The 19061-nt window shown below is 38.0% G+C and carries 7 protein-coding genes, 5 pseudogenes and 1 other annotated feature (1 of these 13 cut by a window edge); of the genes and pseudogenes, 4 read left to right on the top strand and 8 right to left on the bottom strand.

Features of this window, described 5'->3' with window-relative positions; genetic code table 11:
* Positions 1-3: 3 nt before the first annotated feature.
* The 3 genes and pseudogenes from OS138_RS10265 to OS138_RS10255 all read right to left on the bottom strand — a co-directional run bounded on the left by OS138_RS10265 (position 4) and on the right by OS138_RS10255 (position 2658).
* Positions 4-330 carry a PTS cellobiose transporter subunit IIA gene (locus tag OS138_RS10265; RefSeq protein WP_325070082.1) on the bottom strand — a complete coding sequence of 109 codons (327 nt, stop codon included), beginning with the start codon at positions 328-330 and terminating at the stop codon, positions 4-6.
* A 12-nt stretch (positions 331-342) separates the two neighbouring features.
* A pseudogene (locus OS138_RS10260) lies at positions 343-2323 on the bottom strand (BglG family transcription antiterminator).
* 20 nt (positions 2324-2343) lie between these two features.
* Positions 2344-2658 carry a PTS cellobiose transporter subunit IIB gene (locus OS138_RS10255; RefSeq protein WP_002297720.1) on the bottom strand — a complete coding sequence of 105 codons (315 nt, stop codon included), beginning with the start codon at positions 2656-2658 and terminating at the stop codon, positions 2344-2346.
* A gap of 167 nt (positions 2659-2825) precedes the next feature.
* Between OS138_RS10255 and OS138_RS10250 the strand changes: the two genes are divergently transcribed.
* On the top strand, positions 2826-3119 hold the full coding sequence (locus OS138_RS10250; protein ID WP_002285944.1) for an antibiotic biosynthesis monooxygenase family protein: 294 nt from the start codon (positions 2826-2828) through the stop codon (positions 3117-3119).
* Positions 3120-3196: 77 nt separating this feature from the next.
* On the opposite strand, the gene OS138_RS10245 is transcribed toward OS138_RS10250, so the two are convergent.
* Positions 3197-4309 carry an FUSC family protein gene (locus tag OS138_RS10245; RefSeq protein WP_325070081.1) on the bottom strand — a complete coding sequence of 371 codons (1113 nt, stop codon included), beginning with the start codon at positions 4307-4309 and terminating at the stop codon, positions 3197-3199.
* A gap of 152 nt (positions 4310-4461) precedes the next feature.
* On the opposite strand from OS138_RS10245, the pseudogene OS138_RS10240 reads away from it, so the two are divergent.
* A pseudogene (locus tag OS138_RS10240) lies at positions 4462-5203 on the top strand (transposase); the annotation flags it as partial.
* A gap of 464 nt (positions 5204-5667) precedes the next feature.
* Here the strand turns inward: OS138_RS10240 and OS138_RS10235 are convergent.
* The 3 genes and pseudogenes from OS138_RS10235 to OS138_RS10225 form a co-directional block, all read right to left on the bottom strand.
* Positions 5668-9906, bottom strand: coding sequence for an MSCRAMM family protein (locus OS138_RS10235; RefSeq protein ID WP_325070080.1), 4239 nt, complete (start codon positions 9904-9906; stop codon positions 5668-5670).
* Between the two features lie 671 nt (positions 9907-10577).
* A pseudogene (locus OS138_RS10230) lies at positions 10578-10871 on the bottom strand (IS607 family transposase); the annotation flags it as partial.
* A 950-nt stretch (positions 10872-11821) separates the two neighbouring features.
* Positions 11822-12584: pseudogene (locus tag OS138_RS10225) on the bottom strand (MerR family transcriptional regulator).
* A gap of 99 nt (positions 12585-12683) precedes the next feature.
* On the opposite strand from OS138_RS10225, the pseudogene OS138_RS10220 reads away from it, so the two are divergent.
* Positions 12684-14404, top strand: a pseudogene (locus OS138_RS10220) (ABC transporter ATP-binding protein).
* A gap of 14 nt (positions 14405-14418) precedes the next feature.
* A complete protein-coding gene (locus OS138_RS10215) occupies positions 14419-16203 on the top strand; it encodes an ABC transporter ATP-binding protein (protein WP_325070079.1) in 1785 nt (594 codons plus the stop codon).
* A gap of 255 nt (positions 16204-16458) precedes the next feature.
* On the opposite strand, the gene leuS is transcribed toward OS138_RS10215, so the two are convergent.
* Positions 16459-18873 (bottom strand): leucine--tRNA ligase, encoded by a 2415-nt coding sequence (gene leuS / locus OS138_RS10210; protein WP_002285916.1) that lies wholly within the window; start codon positions 18871-18873, stop codon positions 16459-16461.
* A 150-nt stretch (positions 18874-19023) separates the two neighbouring features.
* Positions 19024-19061, bottom strand: a binding site (T-box leader) (it continues 169 nt past the right edge of the window).

The raw sequence follows: 19061 nt of genomic DNA, 5'->3' as shown, positions 1-19061 counted from the left end.
TTTCTATTTATTTTTTTGATACAAATAATTCATTTCCTGTGCAACTTCCAATAATGTCATCGTCGTCATTAGATGATCTTGTGCATGGACCATGATAATTTCCATTTCTATTTTTATCCCGCTGGCATATTCTTTTAGAAGTTGGGTTTGTGATCGATGAGCATGAAGAATCTCTTCATTTGCTTGTCGCAACTTCTCTTCTACTTCTTCAAACATCTCCTTACGCATCGAGCGAAATGCTTCATGTATCAGTGTCCGTGCATTTCCGCTATGGAAAATGATATCAAAAGAAGTCACTTGTAGTGTTTCACTGTTTATTTTTTCAGCCATCTGTTTTCCTCCTTATTCGATCAGTTTGATAAATTTACTGCTGAAATTCTCAAAAATAGGTTCAGCTAAGATTTCCTGCTGTACTTTTAGCTGGTCAACTAACCTAACGATTGCTTTAGTCACGACCGTAATTCCTTCATTTTCGATATAAGAAGGCGAAACTAAAAAAACAAAATGGATTTCTTGATATTGATCCCACTGCATCCCAGAAGGAATCAATGCAACGGCTACCTTTGTTTCGATTCCAACTGGAACAGCGGGATGTGGGACTGCCACTGTATCACTGAATATGATTTGTCCCATATTTTCACGTTGCTGGATCTGCTTTCGCATTTCTCTTATATATCCTTCTTCTTCATTTATGCTCAGCTTTTGCAGCAAATCATGAAGAACTTCTTCCTTTTTCGGTTCGTACGTATAAGTCTTGAAAAACTTTTCAGATAGCTGTTCGGTGTAAATCTGCTTTTTTTGCTGTAGAGAAAATGCTGGTATCGGTCTATCTGAAGAATGATAGGGTATAGATTCTCCAATTACCTTTCGTATTTTATGAACATCATCTTCATTCAAAAAAATACTGACATGTAAAACTGGAATTTTGAAAAACATTGTCGAAAGATCATATAGAAGAAATAATCAGGTCGATTCCTTTTAAAGTTGTTTCATTGATCTCATAATAGCCTTTTACACTTACCACTGTAATATTTTTACCGAATTCACTGACTACACGATTTTTTAATAGTTGGGCACTGCCGTAACCCGTTGCACAGATAATCAATGCATGTAGTTTATGCGCAGCTCTTTCTTTTTCCAATGCCGCCATGAGATGCAAAGCCAAATAGGCCCATTCATCTTCATTGATGGTATAGTTTTTCAAAGCCGGCATGTTGCTGAAATGCCTTTTTACTGCGTCAAAGACTTTGGGATTTTCTTTCTTTATCTCCTCAGTCAATGGGTTCTCAATGCGAATACCTCGGCTCAATCGAATCATCATCGGTGACAAATGATCGAGTAGTCCATTGAAAAGCTGGAGATCCTCTACTAATGAAAAATGAAATTCCTGAGACAATCTTTTCAGAACTTTGGCTAATTCCTTTGATAGTTCCTGATCATTTTTATTTTCTTTGTGATTCGACTTAGCCATGAGATGTAATGTCAAATAAGCAATTTCTTCTTCGGGAAACGATACACCTGCGATTACCTCAATACGTTGAACGATCCGCTGCGCCACTTGATACTCTACTCGCTTAGAAACTTCTTGTTCGATGCCTAATTCCTTGATTTCAAACCCTTCTCGGAGCCGTTTGATCCCCAAAGCCAAGTGTAAAGTCAGATTCTGTATGATAAAATCCGAAACTTTTAACTTAGCTTCTCTTGTTTCATCGAGAATGATAATGACTAGCTCTTCAAAACTGATGTCTGGGAAAAAACGGCTTTGTCCTAAATATTCTTTCAATGAATTTCCATAATGGTTTCCAAAAAAAGTATCCATGATAAAATGCCTTCGGTTTCTTTCTTCCCCTTCGATCCATGTCCCTTGACCATGCTTAGAAACGATTTTTAGTGAATATGGAATCAATCGCTCCTTGATTTCTTGCATGTCCTTTGTCAAACTGGAACGACTGATATAAAGCTCTTCTGCCAAATCATCCATAAAAAGAATGGCATCTTCCAAAAGCAATTGGTTCAATATATACTTTTGTCGATCTTCGGACTCATAAAATCCTTGCGGTTCTCTAGCATATCCAGGTACTATTTCTTGCCGACTCAAAAACAAGTCAAATGTCAGTCTTTGTAAAATATGCAGTTGGTAGCCATAACCTGGTTTAGCAATGATCTTACCTCCGTTTTTTTCTACTAACTCTTTGATCCGCTGCAAGTAATTACGGATTGTCCGATCAGATAATAACAATTCAGAAGCTAAACGTTGACTGGTGACATACTCCTTCTTGTGATCAATCAAATATCTCAACAGCAATTTTTCCTTCTGTTTCATTATCATCCACTCCTATTCCATCATATGTTCTCTTCGATCACCTCTGCTAACTTCTGGATGCCTGTAGGGATTGGGACATACGCTTGGAAAGGGATACTAACAACAGGCTTTCCAACAGATTCTCCTAATTTTTTGAATTTATCCAAAAACATCGTCGTTTGCGGGCTGATCAGAAATAAATCAAAATCACTATTCTTAATCATATTATCGCCTTCTGTAGCTGAAACTGCATCTACGAGTACCTCTTCTCCTTTTTGCTTAAAGAAATCCGTTGTCTTTGAGGCCATCATCGAGGATGACATTCCTGCCGCACAAATAATCAATGCTTTTTTCATAAATCAATCACTCCTTTTATTTTTATAAACCAAGCATATATTGCAAGCGTTTTCTATTCAAAATATATATTTCCGTAGCATTGCGGAAAAAATGTGTATCATATCTTGAATAATAATTTCTGGCACCGTGATATACTAGTGATAGAATTTTTTCAGGAGGGGATTTAGTGAGTATCACAGTGAATATTTTGTATACAAGTACAAATGGACAAGCCAGAAAATTTGCAGAAGAAATGGTCGAAAGAAACATTGTCAAAGCGATTCGTGCAGAAGAAGGAAACGAGAAATATGACTATTACTTTCCACTAGAAGATCCAGAATCTCTTTTACTGATCGACCGTTGGAAAGATGAAGAAGCAATCGAAAAGCATCACAAATCCGAAATGATGGCCCAAATAAACGAACTCCGTAAAAAGTATAAATTAAAAATGAAAGTCGAACGTTTCACTGATTTACCGTAAAAAGATACACATGGAATGATAGCAATTTATCATCCATGTGTATCTTCACTTTTTCCTTATTTTTTATTCGATCTCATCTAATGATTCAAACCGTGTTTTTCTCTTATTTTTCGGATAAGTATTTCAGTCACCCCAATATACATGATTCCTAAACATACCCCAAGGATATTCTCAAAAATGCGGATCGTTACTGCTCCTGGAACCCCGAATAAACTGGCAGTGATTGCCAAAGCACCAAAACAATTAAAAACTGTTTTATATCTATAGGTAGAACAAACACCTAAAGCTAGACCACCTAATATACCGATCCAGTTAAAAGGAATAAATTGGCTGATACCAATAAATAAAACACATCCAATCAATGAGCCAATGATTCGGTCTACTGCTCGTTCTTTGAAACCAATCGACATCAATCCATAGCTAGATACAATAGAAGAAAATGCAAACCCTGCCCACATCAATCGCTGAAAAGGGACATACTCTCCTGCAACGATCAAAAGACTAATGCCAAATGCATAGATGAGCATCCAAATTTTTTCCTGCGAATACATGCCTTTCAAAAAAATCTCTTTAAACAAGCTTTTGTCTTTGTTCTTTTCTCGATGTTTTCTGTAAAGGAGAACTGAAAACCAACAAAAAAGCAAAAATAATAAGCTACTTGTTTGTGTAAAGAAATTCTTGTTCAACGAATCTTTAGGTAACGAATAAACAATAAAAAGATATGAAAAGCCGTACAAAGAAGCATTCCCCATTTTGGGATCACTAGCGGTTGCCATTAATATGCTGCTTAGTAAAATAAAATGAATCAACATGCCCATAACTGACCATTTGATCAGCTGGACATACGGTGCTACTAATAGTGAGAACATGACGATTGCTAAACCTATGATCGAATGGGAAATCTTATAACCAAAGTCAACAAAACGAATACTCATCAACATACAGAATAAAACCACAGCGTATGGTTTATGCTTCGATTCAAATAATGTTGTAATTATAATGATAAAACAAATGGCAAACAATACGATGAATAATGATCGTAAAAACAATGAACAAATATACATGCACTTTTCTTTTTTAGAAGCTGCTTCTCGTATTTTTTGTTTTAAAATAAACGGATCTAGTTGTAGAGACTGATAAAAATTCACCTGTGGTCGTCCTTTCTTTTTACTTTTATTTTTTACAGTCATCTATGACAGGTTGTAAATACTATGGAACATCATATGGCGTTGCCATTTTCTTGTCAACTATTTTTCCTATTCATGTTTTTATAAAAAAACATATCGTTTTCTTGTATGATTAAATCACCACAAAATAAACAACTGAGAGAACGATGTGCTTTATGAATGGTTCTATCAAAAAAATTCTGAGATCAATAGACAAAAATTTGATGATTACAGAGGTCTCTTATGAAAACTTACAGAAGAAAAAAACATTGATCGTTGCTGCAGTTCTCTCCCCTGCTCCATGTGTCTGTAGAAATTGTGGTTCTGCTGTGGTAGATGGAAATAGGAACTTAATGGTGGTGAAAAACAAGAAGAAGGAAACCATTGTCCACTTTGAATAATATAATCATATGCCAATGGTTATACGCCTAAAAAAGCAGCGCTATACCTGTAAAAACTGTCGAAGCCACTGGACCGCTCAAAGTTATTTTATCCGTCCAAGGTACTCGATTTCAAAACATGTCAGACATAAAATCACTTCTTTACTGATTAAAAAAGTGTCGTTATTTTTTATTTCGAAAAGTTGTTAGGTATCTTTGACAACCGTTATTCGCACATTGAAAGAGTTGAAAAGCTATTTACCAAAGTCTTCCAAAAGAATTCTGTCTTGAGTGTTGAGGGTTGTGAATTTCGTTCTCACGTTTCCGTTGAGGATAAACTGAGTTTTATTTCCGCGGATGGCGAGACAGAAAAATTAATCGAGAAAATTTACCTACACAAAAAATTCCTCGATTAACAAACTATTTCCTTAGCTGAACTAATCCCAAAGAAATAGAATTCTTAGTTACAGACATGAACGCCACCTACTTTCAGCTCACCAAACGTGTTCTAACAAATACGAAATTGGTGATTGATCGATTACTTGGTTTTTCCACGCCTTTCAAGGAGGCGTAACCTTTATTCACGAGTTGGTTGAAGCTTTTCGAGAACAAAAGATCCGACTTGTTTTTCTCCTTATTGACAAAGAGCCATTAAAACTAGAGAAAAAATTACAAGTGATCGCTGATTATTTGTAGAAAGAAAATCAAAATATTACCCAATGGATAAACTTGAGTCATTAGGCAAAAAACACTGCGAAACTCAAGAATGATTTTCGCAGTGTTTTTGTATATTTTTTATTAACTAGTATTACTACAAAGGTTTATTTTTCACTTCTCAACGCAGCACAAAATTGTCTTTACTTATTTACTGGTTGGGTTCAACCTTCTCTATTCCGATACTAATATTTGTTTGTATCCCCCTTCTAAAATCGGTAGTTTCCATTCAATTGATGGGTACTAGTTGATTTTAAAAACTATGCTTATTCAATTTTTTATTTTAGCTCATATATTTCGTTTCTTTCTAAATTTTATACTGATGAAAACAAGTAGCACACCCAATATTGACAATATAAACTGGCTAATGATGGTTTCTCCAGTTTTTGGAAGATGCTTATTCCCACTGCTTGTTGGATTGTTTCCTCTTGTATCTGAGCTATCAGCAACTTTTCTATTCTCTTTTGTTAAAAAGATTGCCACTTCTTGTTCTTTTTCGATCTTAAAAGTTACTGGTGTCGCATCCAATTTATACCCCGTTGGCGCTTGAGTTTCTACCAGCTGATACACTCCTGGTGCTAAGCCGTCAATTGCCAGTTTTCCATCTTCTCCTGTAGTTAGACCGGTTTGTAGTGTTGCTCCTTCTCGGTTCTGTAACTCAAAAACAGCTCCTTGCAGGACTTCCCTGCTTTGGTCATCGATCTTTGTCAACACGACACCGCCTGGTGTAAGTCGGTTTTCTTTCGTCAATTCTACCACCGCTGTCTGACTTCTTTCAATCTCAAACTCGATCGGTGTCGCATCCAATTCATACCCCGTTGGCGCTTGAGTTTCTACCAGCTGATATGCTCCTGGTGCTAAGCCATCTATCGCCAGTTTTCCATCTGCTCCTGTGGTTAGACCGGTTTGTAGTGTTGCTCCTTCTCGGTTCTGTAACTCAAAAACAGCTCCTTGCAGGACTTCTCCGCTTTGGTCATCGATCTTTGTCAACACGACACCGCCTGGTGTAAGTCGGTTTTCTTTCGTCAATTCTACCACCGCTGTCTGACTTCTTTCGATCTCAAACTCGATCGGTGTCGCATCCAATTCATACCCCGTTGGCGCTTGAGTTTCTACCAGCTGATACACTCCTGGTGCTAAACCGCCAATTACCAGTTTTCCATCTGCTCCTGTGGTTAAACCTGACTGCAGAACGGTTCCATTGGCATCTTGTAACTCAAAAACAGCTCCTTGCAGGACTTCCCTGCTTTGGTCATCGATCTTTGTCAACACGACACCGCCTGGTGTAAGTCGGTTTTCTTTCGTCAATTCTACCACCGCTGTCTGACTTCTTTCAATCTCAAACTCGATCGGTGTCGCATCCAATTCATACCCCGTTGGCGCTTGAGTTTCTACCAGCTGATACACTCCTGGCGCTAAACCGTCAATTGCCAGTTTTCCATCTGCTCCTGTGGTTAGACCGGTTTGTAGTGTTGCTCCTTCTCGGTTCTGTAACTCAAAAACAGCTCCTTGCAGGACTTCCCTGCTTTGGTCATCGATCTTTGTCAACACGACACCGCCTGGTGTAAGTCGGTTTTCTTTCGTCAATTCTACCACCGCTGTCTGACTTCTTTCGATCTCAAACTCGATCGGTGTCGCATCCAATTCATACCCCGTTGGCGCTTGAGTTTCTACTAGCTGATACACTCCTGGTGCTAAGCCGTCTATTGCCAGTTTTCCATCTGCTCCTGTGGTTAGACCGGTTTGTAGTGTTGCTCCTTCTCGGTTCTGTAACTCAAAAACAGCTCCTTGCAGGACTTCCCTGCTTTGGTCATCGATCTTTGTCAACACGACACCGCCTGGTGTAAGTCGGTTTTCTTTCGTCAATTCTACCACCGCTGTCTGACTTCTTTCGATCTCAAACTCGATCGGTGTCGCATCTAATTCATATCCTATTGGCGCTTGAGTTTCTACCAGCTGATACACTCCTGGTGCTAAGCCGTCTATTGCCAGTTTTCCATCTGCTCCTGTGGTTAAACCTGACTGCAGAACGGTTCCATTGGCATCTTGTAACTCAAAAACAGCTCCTTGCAGGACTTCCCCGCTTTGGTCATCGATCTTTGTCAACACGACACCGCCTGGTGTAAGTCGATTTTCTTTCGTCAATTCTACCACCGCTGTCTGACTTCTTTCGATCTCAAACTCGATCGGTGTCGCATCCAATTCATATCCTATTGGCGCTTGAGTTTCTACCAGCTGATACACTCCTGGCGCTAAACCGTCAATTGCCAGTTTTCCATCTGCTCCTGTGGTTAAACCTGACTGCAGAACGGTTCCATTGGCATCTTGTAACTCAAAAACGGCTCCTTGCAGGACCTCACCACTGCCTTCAGCACGTTTAATTAGTTCAACACCACCCGTATCAAGGATGTTTTCAATGGTTAACGTCACTTCTTCTATGGAGTATTCATTTATAAAAACATCATGTATCGTCGCATCTAAAAGATACCCTTCCGGTGCTTCTGTTTCTCGGACTTGATAGCTACCTACAGGAAGCGGTTCACTTAAAAATTCTCCGTTTTCTGCCGTTATACCTTCTTGTATCACTTGTGAATCGCTTGATAAAATTTCAAATTTTGCTCCTGCCAGCCTTTGGCCATTCTCATCAGTTTTAATTACTTTAATACGCCCATCGATTTTCCTTGTTCTTACAGTACTCGTATTCAATCGACTGTCACTATTCACAAGCGTTGCAAAGTTTAAAATTTGATCGCCGACCGCATACGCCTCTACATTGACCTTAAAAGAGAGGGTAAAACTTGTCGGACCACCAATCGTATTATTCGCACTGAAACGAACTATTCCATTATTGACTTCGGCATCAATGAAAGAGGGAATATCTGATAGAAATGACACAAATTCCATGCCTTCTTCCAAAACATCTTCAATAACAAGTGTATTGCTTGTTCCAGAAAACATCGAGACATGCAGAGTATACGTTAGTTCATTTTCATTGAGATTGATAACATTTTTGTCCACACTTTTTCTTAAAGAGATTGCCGGAAGATTACTTTCAGGGATTCTCAAGCGGTAGTCTCGGCTCATTACCAGATTATTGTAGGTCATACTCGCTCGATTCCGAGAAAACCCATCCTCTTGTCTTCCTTCATTGAACAAGTCGACATCGGTCACTTCAAGAGCATATTCAATAAAATACGATTGACCCTCTGCTAGATTACCAAAGTCCACAACAAGTGTATTCGTTTCCTTATTAAAAGATACTTTGTCCACAAATTCCTCGGAAACATAATGAGTTCTAACGTTTGCTTCACCTGGATTCGTTACTTCTGCGATCCGAACCCCACCTGAAATAGGTTCTCTATTTCCAGTGGAACTCCATGTAGTCGGATTCGGTGCCAAAGTTGTTCCTTGCGGTAGTACATCGGTAACCACTACACCGTCTTTTCGTGATCCTTCATAATTCACCTGCAAAATAAATTTATTACTGTTGGTCACGTCTTGCCCGTCAATCAGCAGATTCCCAAGATTTCCTTGGCTGTCGATTTCTCTAGAGCCATAGTATAATTTCGAAAAAATGGGTCTTGATGAAGGAATAGGTGTAATTGAAAACTCCGTGTTTGCTGCTCGCTCAGCATAAGTAAGACTCACTTGAAAGTCATTATTTGGTTCAGTACCGCCTGATTGAAAGAAAGCAACTTCAAACGTGATACTGAATGTATACGACTGAGCGGCTTCATTTAATCCTTCATAATCAAAGGTAAATGGAAAAACAACGTCTGTGCCTTCTTGGTAAAATGCCAGTGGCTTTAAAGGTGAATCACCAGCGACCTCCACTCTAATGAACTCAATTAAGCCAATCGATGCTCTAGGAACTCGTACGACCATCTCCCCATATTCTTCAAGAATATCGCCAGCGCCTCCTTGAATGTATCCCTTTAACGTTTGTGTATGCCTGCTCGGCAAAGTGGGGCGCTCAGCAGAGATGCCGATGTCATAATTCAAGAACTCCTCTTGTCTTTCAAACTGAGATTCCTGCGTCATAGATGGCTCAGATGATCTCGCTTCATTAAAAGATTCACTTAAGCTTTCTTCTGGTATATTAAAAGATTTACTTGCGCTTTCTTCTGGTACATTAAAAGACTCACTTGTGCTTTCTTCTAGTACACTGATTTCTATTGAGACCGTATTTGATTGAATATCACCGCTTCTTGCGGTCAATTCGTATTTACCTGAATGCTGGGAAGAATAAGTAATCAGACGTTCGTAATCATTGAGTTGCTTCACTTCCCCTTCAATCAAATCCTCACTCTTATCAATGACCAATGCATTTAGCAGGTCTGGTGTTCCTCTGACTCGCAACTGGAACTGCTCACCCAAAGCAGCCTCTTCTTGATCAACTTCGATCGTCAGCGAACGCTCTGGCTGTTCTGCTAAAGACTCAGCTAGAACCGTTATGTTCCCAAATTGATTGATCACAATAAGCATAACTAGAAACATACTTAACAGTTTATGAAATTTGTTCCTCACTATTACTCCCCCTTATAATTTTGACTAAACAACAAGGTACCCGATAATTTTCTAAAAAGATTCCCCAACTCAAAATGGCTGCGTTACCTCCCTCGTATTTTCGGTTCAACTCAAGCGTTGCAATGTAAGCTGTAAACAAAGCTAATGATTGCCGATTGTCTTCTGTTGATTGATTCGATAGCTTTGTATGACTTTTAGTTGTCCGTGTGGCTTAACCATAATTATGATTTCACGATTCCTCCTGCCAGTGCCTTGCACAAGCTGGAGCGTAACCCTAATAGTTGTTTTGTTAATGTACTTATATACTTTTATACTTTTCCATTAGAAACAATCACTAAATCGTTGATACCAAGGTCAGACTCTAGAATTTCATCAGTGAGTCCCTGTATTGGTTAACCTTCATCAATCCCAAAAAAATATATCAATGCTTAGCATCAAAATGAATATATAGTTTAGAATACTTGGGATTCATCGTTAACTGATCGCTTATTTGGCCATATTATTTGGCACTTGGTTCAACTAAACGCATTTAGGATGTTCCTTCATTCTCGTCATGGATGTTCTCAAACCGTCATTACTAATAAACTGTCCACCGAATCGATGGTTCATTTCTTGCATTTCCCACATCCAATTACTCTTTTTGCTCTTTATTTGGGCGTAGTTTTACTTTCTTAACTTGTATCGTCTTCCATCAACTCCTTAATCATCTTCTTAGCTTTATTGGCTCGGTTTCCTTGTAAAAGGTATCTACAAATAGTGACAATCTGTATTAAATCTTCATCATTTTCTGTAATGTCAATAATTTCTATATTCTGTACCATATATTGCGAAGTGTTTCACTAAGTTCATAACCGAAGCGGATTAAACAACTTTTGTATAGAATAACTACCTTTTCTATTTTTCCATTGGTAATTCTGTCTATTAATTGGTTTAATCCTTTTGTTGTAGTTGATTCCACTACTAAGATGATTCTCTCGAATTTTAAAGCTTGAAGATGTATTGCTATTTTTGCTAACTGGCGTATTTGCAACTATTTTTCCCTTCTATTTCTTCCTTCATTGATTCACCTCTAAAATTACTATCCATAAAAAATTGCATAAATGACAATAGAATTTATATTAGTCATACTGCTTTTTAACGCAGCCAATTCCAGAAAAACATTCGTTATACATTTGTGAATTTTTCCAAAAAATAACATTTTTGTAAAATATCGAAAAAATAAATCACTACCAGTCAACTTCTATAATATTGCCAAATCACAAATAAACTATCCATAAATAACGTGTTTTATTTTTTAAAATTTATACAAAAAAATAATCATTCTTAAAAAGAATATGTAAAAATAACAATAACCTTTGTGATTTTTCTTGTTTAAAGAATGTTAGAAGAAAAATCTCTAAATACTTATAATTATTTTATAAGCAAAAAAAAATGCTATCGGTAGTATCACCGATAGCTGAGGAAAGTCACAGTAGGGACTATTTGACTAAAAAATATGTTTATTCAATCCATCTATTTATTTTTGCCTTATTAACATATTGTAATAATGTAAGCAACAATATATTTTAAGTGTAATGCTTTTATGCACCTATTTAATTTATCATTCTCATCTGATACAATCTCACTCATAACAATATGAATTTTTCTTCTCATTAGTCTCAGTTCACCATGAATTATACATAACATCCAATACAATTATTTTTCCATACTTTTTTAAGAGGACAATTACATCGTATATATCGCTAAGAATTGCAACCGTTCCATTTTTAAAAACATGTTTCCTCTAAAAAACTAAAATTCTATCTATCCACGACTAATAATCCCCCACATTAAAACCGTAATTGAACCAGAAAAATTTTTCTTTACCTGTAACTAAAACAACCATCATTTCCGAGTTATCTTAAACACATATTTCCTACTCTTTCACTTCTATCCATGCATGATAATATTCAATTCTGATATTGTTTTCATCCGTATTCGTCAATAGATATTGGCCGATCACTTCTCCTGTTTTCCATCCTTTTTCATGCATTCTTTCTCTGATTTCTAAAATATTATTACGTTCCGCATGGTTCATCTCGGATTTCAATAAGAATCGGCGATAAACAGCCGTATCTTTTTTCTCCCAAATCACGTCTTGAGTAAATAAATGTACTTCACTAGGGTCGATAAAAAATCCATACATCGTCTGTGAACTGGAAGCTGGCATACTCATCATCCCAAAGCTTGAATAGTTAGGTAGAAATTTTTTGATTTCCACAATATCTTCAAACTCTGTTGAGATCATACAGTCAAATGGGATCTCTTCTACAGGAAATTCTTCCTCGTTTGTATCGATCATCAATTTCAACTGTTTTTTTTCGCGCCCTTATCTCTTTTTGTTTTTGTTTCATCACCACCAGTTCTTTATGGATTCTTCTTTCTGTTTCATCAAGTGTCTCATATAACTCCGTCAATGTTTTTCCATATAAATTCTTCATCTGTTTGATCGGTATATCTAATTTTCTATAAAAAACGATATCATAAAGCATAAAAATATCATCGATATCAAACAATCGATAATCATTCTCTTCTTGTCTATTTGAACGGATTAATCCTTGTTCATCCCAATAGCGGATCGTTGATTTTGGCAAATCAAATAGTTCCGATACTTGGCCAATCGTATACATTTTTTTCATTTTTTCTCACCTCTTTTCCAGTTTATTCTTTTTTCTATTGACCTTCAAGCTACTTGAAGGTATAGAATCGAAAAGTATCAGGAAAAAAGGAGGAATAATATGTCTATCTTAAAAACATTCTTACAGAAAAACAAAGGACTCGCTCTCCTTACCTTTGTGATGATCTGTTTACAAATCGCCGGTACATTAGGTGTACCAAAATTAGTAGCAAAGCTGATCGACACAGGTATAGCAAGTGCCGAAGCCTCAGTTATAAAAAAATCGGAGTTGAAATGCTGCTTGTAGCGTTTCTAGGAACAATCGCTGCAGTTGCCTCTAGTTACTTTTCAGCATTGGCATCCGCTAGGTTTGGATTCCAAACGCGGGAGAAATATTTCCGTAAATTCCAACAGCTGTCAATGAAGGATATCAGTCGTTTTAGTTCTGGATCTCTTTTGACAAGAATGACGAATGATGTCGATAATGTCCAGCAAATGATTGTTTTATTTTGCCAAATGATCTTACCAGCACCGGTTATTTGCGTTTTCACCATTCTCATGATGTTTCGTTATTCTCTGTTACTAACATGGGTTACATTGATCTCTGTTGTTTTTTATGTATGGATCGTTTATCGACTGATGAAACGAGGGGCACCTTTATCTTTGAGTATCCAGCCAAAAATGGATCGGATCACCATCACATTGAGAGAATTCTTTACTGGGATTAATATGATCCGTGCCTTTGATAATCAATCATATGAAGAAAAGCGAACGAATAAGAGCTTTGCTGACTATGCTAATCAAATGATCAAAGTGAACCGAATATTTGCTTGGGTCACTCCAATTGCTTTTTTGCTCATGGGAATCGTTTATGCTTCTATTTTGTGGTTTGGCGGAAACCTTGTAGCAGAAGGAGCATTACAAATCGGTGTCGTGACTGCTGTAGTCGAATACTCTATGCTGACACTTGCTTACTTGATGATCGCAGCTATGGTATTGGTCATTATCCCTAAATCGTTTGCCTCATTACGACGGATAGAAGAAATACTGCAAGCAGAGATCGAAATTGAGGAAGAGACGATCAAAACAGTGGCTAAACCAACCTTTGATCAGACAAATGCAGCTGCTTTTGAACATGTCACATTTAAATATACTGAAACCTCTGATCCAGTTCTAGAAAATATTGATTTCACAATACCTAAAGGAAAAACAACAGCGATCGTTGGCGGGACCGGATCTGGAAAAAGTAGTTTGGCGAAACTTCTCTTGAGACTTAGTGACCCTACGATAGGAAAAGTAACCCTTGGTGGTATTCCTCTTACTCAAATGACTCAAGAACAGATCCGCTCCCACATCAGTTATGTCCCTCAGAAGGCTTTCTTATTCAGTGGGACAATTTTAAGCAACTTGCAGATGGGAAATGAATATGCCTCAACAGAAGAGTTGTCTAAAGCGATCAAGATCGCTCAATTAGAAGAACTAGTGGACACCCTTCCTGACGGATTGGACAGCTTTGTTGCTCAAGGCGGTTCTAATTATTCAGGGGGCCAGAAACAGCGGATATGTATTGCTCGAGCGTTGATCAAACCAGCAGAGATCTATGTATTCGATGATAGTTTCTCCGCTTTAGACTATAAAACAGATGCAGCATTAAGAGCAGCCCTTCATAAACACATGTCGGAGAAAACTCTCGTGATTGTTGCTCAACGCCTCAGTACGATCCAACAAGCAGATAACATCATTGTTTTAGATGAAGGAAAAATCGTTGGACAAGGTACTCATGAAGAACTACTGTCTAATTGCCAAACTTATCAGGAGTTTGCAAAATCACAAGGAATATAGAAAGAAGGGATACGATGGAAAAGAAAAAAACGTTGAACACGCGTGCTTTGATACGTTTTTGGAAAATCATCAAACCTGAACATAAATATTTTTACGGATTGTTTCTATGCAGTTTATTCGGGAACCTATTAGTCGTAGCCATGCCCTTGATCATGGGAATCGGGATCGATGATCTCTTATCAGAAATAAGAAAAACAGGTATTGGTCAGCTTTCTTTCAGCGATATCAAACAAGCATTGCTATACCCTGTCTTATTATTGATCGGCTGTTCAGTCTTAAGCAGCATCACTTCATTTATTCAGGAACGGACAATGGCAGCGTTAAGCGAAAAGATCACATTGAGGGTGCGAAAAGAAATCACAAAAAAATTCAAAACCTTACCGATGTCGTTTTTTGACAATCATCAAGTAGGTGACATCATTAGTCGGACAACTACCGGTCTCAATCAACTTTCTCAAGTGTTATTGACAGGTATCAATCAATTTTTTACTTCTGTCGTAACAATAGCTGCTGCCGGTCTGATGCTGTTTTATATCGAAAGCAAGCTTACTTTGCTCGTCTTATTGCTGATCGTTGGCAGTTCAATTGTTACAACTAAGATTGCGAACAAAAACAAACAGATTTCTGAACAGAATCAGTATGAACTGGGTGTTTTAAATAATCGAATGGAAGAAATCTTAGCTGGTAATCTAGTGGTCAAAACATTCAATCAGCAAGCTCATGCAGAAGCTGCTATACACGAAGTAAATAAAAAGCAATACAACGCTTTTAAACGTGCTCAATTTATGAACTTTGCTATCTATCCGGCCATTCGTTTCATTAATCAACTCGCCTTCATCATAAGTGCGGTATTCGGCGCTATGCTTGTTCTATCTGGTGGTGTGACGATCGGCTTCTTACAAGCTTATCTTCAGTACATCAATCAGATTTCTGAACCAATTTCTACCGCTTCTTATGTGATCAACTCGATCCAATCCGCAATGGCAGCAATCGATAGGATATTTGAGATATTAGATGAAACAGATGAAATTCCAGACCTTCCAGATGCAAGACTTTTAGAACAACCGAAAGGAAAAATAGCTTTCAAAAATGTACAGTTTGGTTACACATCAGATAAAATATTGATGAATCAAGTCGATTTTTCAGTAAAGCCAAAACAAACGGTAGCGATTGTTGGTCCAACTGGTGCAGGAAAAACGACTTTAGTCAATCTGCTGATGCGTTTTTATGAACTGAATAAAGGAAAGATCGAATTCGACGGTCTTGATATTACCAAGCTTTCACGTGGAGAACTACGTCGTTCTTTTGGGATGGTTTTACAAAATACCTGGCTGTTTGAAGGAACGGTAGCTGATAATATCGCCTACGGGAAAATGGATACCACAAGAGAACAAATTATCGAAGCGGCTGAAATCGCGCAATGTGATCACTTTATTCGAACACTGCCAGACGGATATGATACGATCATTTCTAGCGAAAACGGTACGTTATCTCAAGGACAGCAACAATTATTGACAATTGCGCGAGTCATTCTAGCGAATCCTCCTGTCGTTATTTTAGATGAAGCAACTTCTAGCGTAGATACACGAACAGAAGCATTGATTCAGCAAGCAATGGAAGCTGTGACAAAAGATAGGACAAGTTTTGTGATTGCACACCGTTTGTCAACGATTGAAAATGCAGACATGATCCTTGTAATGAAGAATGGCGATATCGTCGAAAAAGGAACACATTCTGAACTACTCCAATCACCAACGCTTTATGCCAGTCTTTATAATAGTCAATTTCAGATAGCGTAACAAACATTATCTAAAAAGCTATCGATCATGTATGATTAGTCCATGATCGATAGCTTTTTTAAATGTACTAGTGGTGCCACTAGAAACACAAAGAATAATACTAATGATACTTTTTGGATAGCTCCTTCAGTTTCGTTCGGTAAGTAGTGACAAAAGACTTGTCACAATCCCTTTTTACGAATAAACAGAATGAAGTTCATTCTGGCCCAGATTTGATTTTGCACAACTCATCAGTCCTTATTGACAAAGAGCCAATTAATTAGCAACGATATTGACTAACTTGTTTGGTACCGCAATAACTTTTCTGACTGTTTTGCCTTCAATATATTCTTGCACTATTTCATTGGCTAATGCTGCTTTTTCTAGCTCATCTTTTCCTAAGTCTCGGGGAACATTGCTTTTCGCACGAACTTTACCGTTTACTTGGAAAACAACTTCTACTTCGTCTTCAACAAGTGCTGCTTCGTCGTATGTTGGCCATGGTGCGTAAGAAATACCACCATCATTTCCAAGGATTGCCCATAGTTCTTCACCCATGTGAGGAGCAATCGGTGCGAGTAGTTGAACAAATCCTTCGATATATTCATAAGGCAGAGCGTCCACTTTATAGGCTTCATTGATAAAGACCATCAATTGGGAGATTGCTGTATTGAAATGAAGGTTTTCATAGTCTTCTGTCACTTTTTTCACTGTTTGATGATACACTTTATCAAGCTTGCCATCATTCAATGTAGTGATACGGTCACGCATTTTATTGTTCTCATCAACGATCAAACGCCACACACGATCCAAGAATTTACGGCTTCCTTCTAAGCCATTTTCGCTCCAAGCAATCGAAGCATCTAATGGCCCCATGAACATTTCGTACATGCGCAGTGTATCTGCACCGTAAGTTTCGACTACATCATCAGGATTGACTACATTACCACGAGATTTTGACATTTTTTCGTTGTTTTCGCCTAAGATCATTCCTTGATTGTATAGTTTTTGGAATGGTTCTTTTGTAGGAACAACACCGATATCGTATAAGAATTTATGCCAGAATCGTGCATATAGTAAATGAAGTACCGCATGTTCTGCTCCACCAATGTAGATGTCAACTGGTAGCCAACGCTTCAACTTTTCATAATCTGCTAGTTCTTTTTTGTTATGAGGGTCGATATAACGCAGGTAATACCATGAGCTTCCTGCCCATTGTGGCATTGTATTCGTTTCGCGACGGCCTTTTTTACCTGTTACAGGATCAACGACATTGACCCACTCCTCGATATTTGCTAATGGAGATTCTCCAGTACCGCTTGGCTTGATGTTTTTTGTCTTAGGCAACCGTAATGGTAGCTCTTCTTCTGGGACAGCTGTGACTGTTCCGTCCTCCCAATGGATGATTGGGATTGGTTCACCCCAGTAACGTTGACGGGAGAATAGCCAGTCACGTAAGCGATAGCTGACTTCTTTTTTCCCTACGCCATTTTCTTCTAGCCATTCATTCATTTTATCGATTGCTTCTTGTTTGTTCATGCCGTCTAGAAATTCAGAGTTGATGTGCGTACCATCTTCTGTGTAAGCAGCTTTTTCAACATCTCCACCTTCGATAACTGGAAGAATTTCTAGTCCGAAAGTTTGAGCGAATTCAAAGTCACGTTCATCATGTGCCGGAACAGCCATGATGGCTCCTGTGCCGTATGAAGATAATACATAATCGGCGATCCAGATTGGGATTTCCTTGCCATTAACTGGATTGATTGCATAAGCACCAGTAAATACTCCTGTTTTTTCTTTTGCAAGATCTGTTCTCTTTAGATCTGATTTTTTAGCTGTCTCTTCGATATAAGCTTCTACAGCAGCTTTTTGTTCAGGGGTCGTAATTTCTCTAACAAGATCTAGTTCAGGTGCAAGAACCGAGTAAGTTGCACCGAATAGAGTATCTGGTCGTGTCGTAAATACGGTATAGGATTTATCCGTACCAGCCACTTTAAATTCAATATTTGCTCCTACTGAACGACCGATCCAATTTCTTTGCATTTCTTTAATGCTTTCTGGCCAGTCAACTAATTCTAGATCATCCAATAAGCGATCAGCATAAGCAGTGATTTTCAGCATCCATTGGCGCATTGGTTTTCTGACTACATCATAGCCACCACGTTCACTTTTCCCATCGATCACTTCTTCATTTGAAATAACTGTTCCTAATTCAGGTACCCAGTTTACCGCTACTTCTGCTTCATAAGCTAGACCTTTTTCATAAAGCTTCGTAAAGATCCATTGTGTCCATTTATAATACTCCGGATCAGTTGTATTCACTTCGCGATTCCAGTCATAACTAAATCCTAAAGAATTGATTTGGCGTCGGAATGTTTCGATATTTTTTTGGGTAAACTCAGCCGGATCGTTTCCTGTATCTAGCGCATATTGTTCAGCAGGCAGGCCGAATGCATCCCACCCCATTGGATGCAGTACGTTGTATCCTTGACTTCTTTTCACACGTGAAAGGATATCCGTTGCCGTATAACCTTCAGGATGCCCTACATGTAGCCCTTGACCGGATGGATAGGGAAACATATCCAGTGCGTAAAATTTTGGCTTTTCAGGATCATCATGGGTGTTGAAAGTATTCGTTTTTGCCCAGTATTTTTGCCATTTTTTCTCAATTTCTTTATGATTGTAACTCATTTGCTGTCCTCCTGTTCTATTGAAAACACTTGTTTCTATTATAAATATAACGAAAAAACCGGCAGAATCTGTTTATTTTTATTTCCTTTTGCTTTGTTTTCTCAAACTTCACAAAAGAAATAAAAAAGTCCTATAAAAAGATTGCTCTTTTTATAGGACGTAATCTACGCGGTACCACCTAATTTTAC

The organism is Enterococcus sp. E5-37 (assembly GCF_035726925.1).
Classification (GTDB): Bacteria; Bacillota; Bacilli; order Lactobacillales; family Enterococcaceae; genus Enterococcus_B; species Enterococcus_B faecium.
Note: the sequence above shows the minus strand (reverse complement) of the source record. Positions and strands in the feature narration are given on the sequence as shown.

Bases quoted from the DNA above. Each gene is read 5' to 3' on its own strand.
- OS138_RS10265 (WP_325070082.1), bottom strand. From the start codon at position 330: ATGGCTGAAAAAATAAACAGTGAAACACTACAAGTGACTTCTTTTGAT.
- OS138_RS10255 (WP_002297720.1), bottom strand. From the start codon at position 2,658: ATGAAAAAAGCATTGATTATTTGTGCGGCAGGAATGTCATCCTCGATG.
- OS138_RS10245 (WP_325070081.1), bottom strand. From the start codon at position 4,309: ATGACTGTAAAAAATAAAAGTAAAAAGAAAGGACGACCACAGGTGAAT.
- OS138_RS10215 (WP_325070079.1), top strand. From the start codon at position 14,419: ATGGAAAAGAAAAAAACGTTGAACACGCGTGCTTTGATACGTTTTTGG.
- leuS (WP_002285916.1), bottom strand. From the start codon at position 18,873: ATGAGTTACAATCATAAAGAAATTGAGAAAAAATGGCAAAAATACTGG.